Genomic DNA, 5,971 nt, shown 5'->3' on the forward strand with positions numbered 1-5,971 from the left:
CGCTTCAGCCGCGTGCGCTCGGTCGCCGGTTCTGCGATCGTCGGTGCGTCAACGGTGGTCATCTCGGCCGAACTCCAATTCCATCAAGCGAAGCATCCCTCTTTCTATCGAGTCGCCCGCCATCGGCTCGGAGCCATTCTGTGAAAGATCGAGGGACCAATTCGATTGTCGTAGACGAGGGCGCGCAAAGATCCGCCATCTCATCGACGCCCATTCTTGCGCTGCAGAAATTTACCTGCTCAAATACAGACACTGCGTCGCTCGAATATGTCAGCCCGCGGGTCGGTTATCTATTACCAGGAAGCCGCGACGATCGGACCGAAGCACGCTGTGCCGGTCTCCTACGCCCAACGCCTGCAAGATTGTGTCTTCAGTCGTGCCACCGCAGATCCGCGCCCGGCAATCCGCCGGAGCATTGAAAATGCGCCCGGTCATGACGAACGACGAAATGAACCATCACATCCACGAACCCGGCGTCTTCGTCGACGAGTTCACCCACTGCTTCACCGGCGAATGCCGCGTCAACGTGTTGCAGATCCTTTTCAAGATCAACAAGGTGATCGCCGACAATGCCGATCTGACGACGCTGGTGGCAATCACGCTCGACGGCATGCGCCGGCAGATGCGGATGCAGCGCGGCGCGATGATGCTGTACGACCGGCACTCCGACGCGATCTTCATCCACGACAGCTTCGGCCTGACCGAGCAGGAACGCGATCGTGGTATCTACGCGCCGGGCGAAGGCATCACCGGCAAGGTGGTGCAGAGCGGCAAGCCCATCATCATCCCCCGCCTGCTGGAGCATCCGGACTTTCTCGACCGCACCCGCGCCCACAGGGGCCGCAAGCAGGACAAACTCGCATTCTTCTGCATGCCGATCGTGATGGCGCAGAAGGTGCTCGGCACCATCTGCGCCGAACGCGTCTATGTGAATCAGAAGCTGCTGAAGCAGGATGCCGAACTGCTGTCGATGGTTGCCTCGCTGATCGCGCCGGCAGTCGAACTGTATCTGATCGAGAGCGTCGACAAGGTCCGGCTCGAGGCCGAGAACCGCCGCCTCAAGAACGAGCTCAAGCAGCGTTTTCGCCCCTCCAACATCATCGGCAACTCCAAGCCGATGCAGGAAGTCTATTCGCTGATCCACAAGGTGGCGGCCACCAAGGCGACGGTTCTGCTGCTCGGCGAAAGCGGCGTCGGCAAGGAGCTCGTTGCCAGCGCGCTGCACTACAACAGCCCGGCCGCGGACGGCCCGTTCATCAAGGCGAATTGTGCGGCGTTACCGGAAGCGCTGGCGGAAAGCGAATTGTTCGGCCACGAGAAGGGCGCCTTCACCAGCGCCATCGCCACCCACAAGGGCTATTTCGAACAGGCCTCGGGCGGCACCATCTTCCTCGACGAAGTCGGCGAACTGAGCCTCGCCAACCAGGCCAAGCTGCTGCGCGTGCTGCAGGAGCGCACCTTCGAACGCGTCGGCGGCAGCAAGCCGGTGAAGGTCGACGTCCGGATCGTCGCCGCCACCAACCGCGACCTCGCCGAGATGGTGGCCGCCGGAACGTTCCGCGAGGACCTGTTCTATCGCCTCAACGTGTTTCCCATCACCATCCCGCCGCTGCGCGAGCGCGGCTCCGACGTCATCACCCTCGCGGACCATTTCGTCAGTGTATTCGCGGCAGAAACCGGCAAGCCGATCCAGCGCATCTCGACGCCCGCCATCAACATGCTGATGAGCTATCACTGGCCCGGCAATGTCCGCGAATTGGAGAACGTGATCGAGCGCTCCGTCATCCTGGCCGAGGAAGGCGTGATCCACGGCTATCATCTGCCGCCTTCGCTGCAATTGCCGGTCGAAGCCGGCTCCAGCTCCGGCCTGTCGCTAGAGGAGCGGATCGCCGCGGTTGAGCAGGAGATGATCGTCGAAGCGCTGAAGGCCGCGCAGGGCAATATCGGTGAGGCCGCGGTCGCTCTCGGACTCACCCGCCGGATGATGGGTGTGCGCATGGAGCGGCACGGGCTGCACTACAAGACGTTTCGCAGCGCCGGGCAGCGGGCGCGGAAATGACGCGTCAGATCTTCTGGATCTTGATGCCGTGGCGCTTCAGCGCGTAGCGCACCTGGCGCGATGTCACGCCGAGCAGGCGGCCTGCCTTGGCTTGCGACCAGCCCACTCTGCGTAGCGCCTCGACCAGCCGGTCGGCATCGACGACGCGATGTCGGCCCGGTTTGCGGCCGAGCCCCGGCCGATCGCGCACTTCGCTATCGGCGAGCGGCAGTCGTGGCGGCTCACGACTCGTTCCGGCTGAGCGCCGGCCATAGGGAGCAGGTTCGTTCAATGCAGTGGAGCGAATCATCAGTTGTGTCGTGCACCCCTCGCCGCGACAGGCGAAGTCGCTGGCCTCGATAATGGGGCTGTGGGCCAGGATCGCGGTCCGCCGAACGCAATTCTCCAACTCGCGAATATTGCCGGGGAACGCGCAGCCGCGCATCACCGCGATCGCCTTCGGCGAGAAGGCGAACTGCGTCCCGTTATCCCGATTGAACTGGTCGAGCGCTCTGAGGGCGAATGCCGGGATGTCGTCGCGACGATGGCGCAGTGGCGGCAACGAGATCGGGACCGTATTCAGACGGAAGTACAAGTCGCTGCGAAACCGACCGGCCGCCACCGCGGCTTCCAGATCGCAATTCGTGGCGGCAATGATTCGGACATCGACCCGGATGGTGGTGGTGCCGCCGACGCGTTCGAACTCGCGCTCCTGCAGCACACGCAGCAGCTTCGCCTGAAACGACGGTGAAATCTCGCCGATCTCGTCGAGAAACAACGTGCCGCCGTCGGCGAGTTCGAAGCGCCCCTGACGCTGCGACGCCGCGCCGGTGAAAGCGCCCTTCTCGTGTCCGAACAGTTCGCTCTCGAGCACGCTCTCCGCCAGCGCGGCGCTGTTGACCTGGACGAACGGCGCCGCACGGCGTCGCGACAGACGATGGATCGCCCGCGCCCACACGCCCTTGCCGGTGCCGCTTTCGCCGAGCAGCAGAACCGACAGTGACGTCCGCGCCACGCGGCGAAGTCTTTCCATCGCGACCCGCATCGCCCGGCTGTCGCCGACGATCAGATCGGCGAGGTCATCGCGATCGGCCGCAGCCGGGTCGCGCTCCTTCAGCAAGCACATGACGAGGTCGACAGGATTCGGAATTGCTCGACGGCGCGGTGAGGCACCGGATAGCTCGCCGGCGCGGCATCGATCGCGCGCAGGCCTTCGATATAATCGACCGGCAACCTATGAAACTGCGCGCCGGCGACGATGAAATCGAGATACTCACGACTGGGGCTACGGAATTCGCGCAGCACATCCTTCTTGTGCAGCACGACGTTCCAACGGTTGCCGTCGAGGCCGATGACATCGGCGGGATAATGAAAATATCCGCCGGTGCCGTTGAGACGCACGCCCTGGGCGGCGTCGAGCCGATCGGCATCGCTCGGCGACAGCCGATACACTACACCATAGAGATGGCACCCCGGCCGCGGCACCGCCGCCTCCTCGCCGCCGTCCCAGACCTGGGACTGCCCATGGAACGACAACGCGTAGTCCGGCAGCCGGGCGACCGCGACCACCTTGGCGCCCGAACAGCGCTCCGCAATCTGCTCCGGATTCATGTCGGCACCGTAAGCGAAATGCAGAACGGCCTTGCGATCCTGGCGATTCATGTCACCGCCCTCCGCCGCAGCCGCCGACATGCGACACGACCGCCTTCACACCGCGGCCGTGTTCGCGCGGCGTGCACTCGGCCTTCAGGTTCAGGTCACTGAGCTTGGCGTCGAACCATCTCGGCAAGTGATCACAGAGGATTTCGAGCTTGTCGAAAGCCGAGCCTTCCAGGATCGGCAGCAGGATCTGCCGCGAATTGAGCCCTGAATCACGACCGAGGGCGGCGGCGAGATCAATCCGGAAGGTACCTCCGCCGAGATCTTCGGCAGCCACCGAAGTCACTTGACGCGGATTCTCTGGCAAAGAAACGGGACGCGCCTTCCTGCCGCCGCACCCGGCGGATGCGCACGAGGATGCGGAGGCGCAGGACGCTGCCGCCTTGCTCGCTTGTGTCGCGCGCTGGAGTTCATGCTGCTCGACCGCGGCGAGCTGCTCGAACGCCAAGCCGTCGGATTTCCAGACGCGGAAGCCGAATTCTTCCTGCAGCAGCGAATACAGGAAGCCTTTGACGCTGCCGGACAGCAGCACTTCGCAATCGCCGAACTGCGCGGCCGCCGCCGCGAGCGCGGCCTTGATGGCAGCGAGCGATCCGTCGCCGACCGCGAACGCAATCTCGCGCGTCAGTGTCCAGTCGTTGCCGCGACCCTCGTAGATGCAGAAGCGCCCGGGCTCGTAGAGGCTGACCAGCCGATCCTGCCCATCGATATAGACTGCGATCTTCATGACGAACTCCCGCTATCTGTCCGGACCGATGGGGCGGGCGCGCAGTCGGCGCCCGCCCCCTTTGCGTATCGAGACTCACCAGACGTTGAGCAGCCACTCCTTGTTCTTCTTGTGCTCCATGTCGGTGAACAGCGCATTGGCCATCTGCTCGGCGAGCCAGGCGGCGCCGGTGTAGCCGACCACCGGATAGCGATAGAGACCGGCGCGGTCGTAGGTCGGAAAGCCGACCCGCACCATCGGGATGTCATAGTCGATCGAGATGAAGCGGCCCTTGGAATGGCCGAGGATCAGATCGAGCTCGAGACCCTTGTTCTTGATGCGGTCTTCCAGCTCCCAGAAGTCCGCATTGGTGATGATCTCCATCGGATAGTCGATGTTGTCCTGCAGCGCCTTGATGCGGGGATCGTCCGCGTAGTTGGCGTTGTCGTCGCCGAGCAGCAGCAACTGCGGCTTCATCTCGAGGTCGAGGCAGAATTCGGCGAGGCCGATGACCAGATCGGCGTTGCCGTAGATCGCCACCTTCTTGTCGGCGAGGAACATATGCGCCACGTCGGTGATCGCATCGAGCGCCACGCCGCGCTCCTTGACGAGGCTTTCCGGGATCGGCTTGCCGGTGACCTGCGACAGCTTCTTCAGGAACGCATCGGTGTTGCGGATACCGATCGGCGTCGGGCCGATGGTCAAAGGGATCTTGAACTTCTTCTCCAGATATTGCGCCGCCTTGCCGCCCTCGTAGCGATTGAGCGCGAAGGTGTGGATCGCCGAGCCGGTCGCCTCGAGGTCGGCGATCGTGGTGTTGCCATGCGGCACCGCATCGCCCTTCGGCATCAGCGGGCTGTCGAACGCCTCGATCTCGAACAACACATTGGCCTCGACGCCGAGTTCGGCGACGAGATGCTTGAGCTCCTTGACGTCGCCCGGGTTGACCCAGCCGGTGAGCAGGTTGATCTTGCCCGACGGATCACCCTTCTTGGCGAACTTCTTGACGAAGTCGCGCACCGCGATGTCATAGCCCGAGACCATCGAGCCGACGAAGCTCGGCGAGTGGATGGCCAGCAGGTGGACTTCGCGGTCGGCGTATTTTTCGGCGAGCAGACCTTCTTCCAACTTGGTGATCAGACCGTCGACGTCGTCGCCGATCACTTCGGTAGAGCAGGTGGTGATGATCGGCACCACCTTGACATGCGGGTAGCGCATCAGCAGCACGTCGGATTCTTGTCGTTGTCGCGGTCGATCGTGAGCTGGGAGCCGGACGAGATCATGCGCGCCCGATGGGCAGCGAGAAGGACCAGATCGAAGCGGTTGTCGACCTTATCAATGCAATCTTCAACGGTGACGCGCGCCATGCCTGTCGCTCCGTTCGAGGAACCGAATGAGGGGGGTTGTCTGCCGTAGCTAAAGGTGGTTGACGGGATTCGCAAGAACAAAATGGCGTTGGAGCACCCGCTTCGCTCTGTTTACTGAAGGTTTAGCCGGATCGCGTACGGATCACGTCCCAGTGCAAAACCGAGTTCCGACAGAAAAGGCTATTTTGAAAGGGAATGCTA

The 5,971-nt window shown here is 63.1% G+C and carries 5 protein-coding genes and 1 pseudogene; 1 reads left to right on the forward strand and 5 read right to left on the reverse strand.

Annotated elements, in window-relative coordinates; all coding sequences use genetic code 11:
* Positions 1–433 precede the first annotated feature (433 nt).
* Positions 434–2,059, forward strand: a complete 1,626-nt coding sequence (locus I5M_RS15655; RefSeq protein ID WP_051048772.1) for a sigma-54-dependent Fis family transcriptional regulator — start codon at positions 434–436, stop codon at positions 2,057–2,059.
* Between the two features lie 4 nt (positions 2,060–2,063).
* Here the strand turns inward: I5M_RS15655 and I5M_RS15660 are convergent, their stop codons facing one another.
* The 5 genes and pseudogenes from I5M_RS15660 to rpoZ all read right to left on the reverse strand — a co-directional run.
* Positions 2,064–3,164 (reverse strand): sigma 54-interacting transcriptional regulator, encoded by a 1,101-nt coding sequence (locus I5M_RS15660; protein WP_022722256.1) that lies wholly within the window; start codon positions 3,162–3,164, stop codon positions 2,064–2,066.
* On the reverse strand, positions 3,152–3,700 hold the full coding sequence (locus I5M_RS15665; protein WP_031336569.1) for a gamma-glutamylcyclotransferase family protein: 549 nt from the start codon (positions 3,698–3,700) through the stop codon (positions 3,152–3,154). The genes I5M_RS15660 and I5M_RS15665 overlap by 13 nt, the downstream gene beginning before the upstream one ends.
* Position 3,701: 1 nt before the next feature.
* Positions 3,702–4,424: a Fe-only nitrogenase accessory protein AnfO gene (gene anfO, locus I5M_RS15670; protein ID WP_022722258.1), complete on the reverse strand. Its 723-nt coding sequence runs from the start codon at positions 4,422–4,424 to the stop codon at positions 3,702–3,704.
* A gap of 75 nt (positions 4,425–4,499) precedes the next feature.
* Complete coding sequence (locus I5M_RS15675) at positions 4,500–5,621, reverse strand: nitrogenase component 1 (protein WP_244432015.1); 1,122 nt, start codon at positions 5,619–5,621, stop codon at positions 4,500–4,502.
* 11 nt (positions 5,622–5,632) lie between these two features.
* Positions 5,633–5,770: pseudogene (gene rpoZ, locus I5M_RS29865) on the reverse strand (DNA-directed RNA polymerase subunit omega); the annotation flags it as partial.
* Between the last annotated feature and the right edge of the window lie 201 nt (positions 5,771–5,971).

It is taken from the genome of Rhodopseudomonas sp. B29 (assembly GCF_000333455.1).
GTDB lineage: Bacteria > Pseudomonadota > Alphaproteobacteria > Rhizobiales > Xanthobacteraceae > Rhodopseudomonas.

What these genes read in the sequence shown, in the direction of transcription:
- I5M_RS15655 (WP_051048772.1), top strand. Translation starts at nt 434, where the DNA reads ATGACGAACGACGAAATGAACCATCACATCCACGAACCCGGCGTCTTC.
- I5M_RS15660 (WP_022722256.1), bottom strand. Translation starts at nt 3,164, where the DNA reads ATGTGCTTGCTGAAGGAGCGCGACCCGGCTGCGGCCGATCGCGATGAC.
- I5M_RS15665 (WP_031336569.1), bottom strand. Translation starts at nt 3,700, where the DNA reads ATGAATCGCCAGGATCGCAAGGCCGTTCTGCATTTCGCTTACGGTGCC.
- anfO (WP_022722258.1), bottom strand. Translation starts at nt 4,424, where the DNA reads ATGAAGATCGCAGTCTATATCGATGGGCAGGATCGGCTGGTCAGCCTC.
- I5M_RS15675 (WP_244432015.1), bottom strand. Translation starts at nt 5,621, where the DNA reads ATGCGCTACCCGCATGTCAAGGTGGTGCCGATCATCACCACCTGCTCT.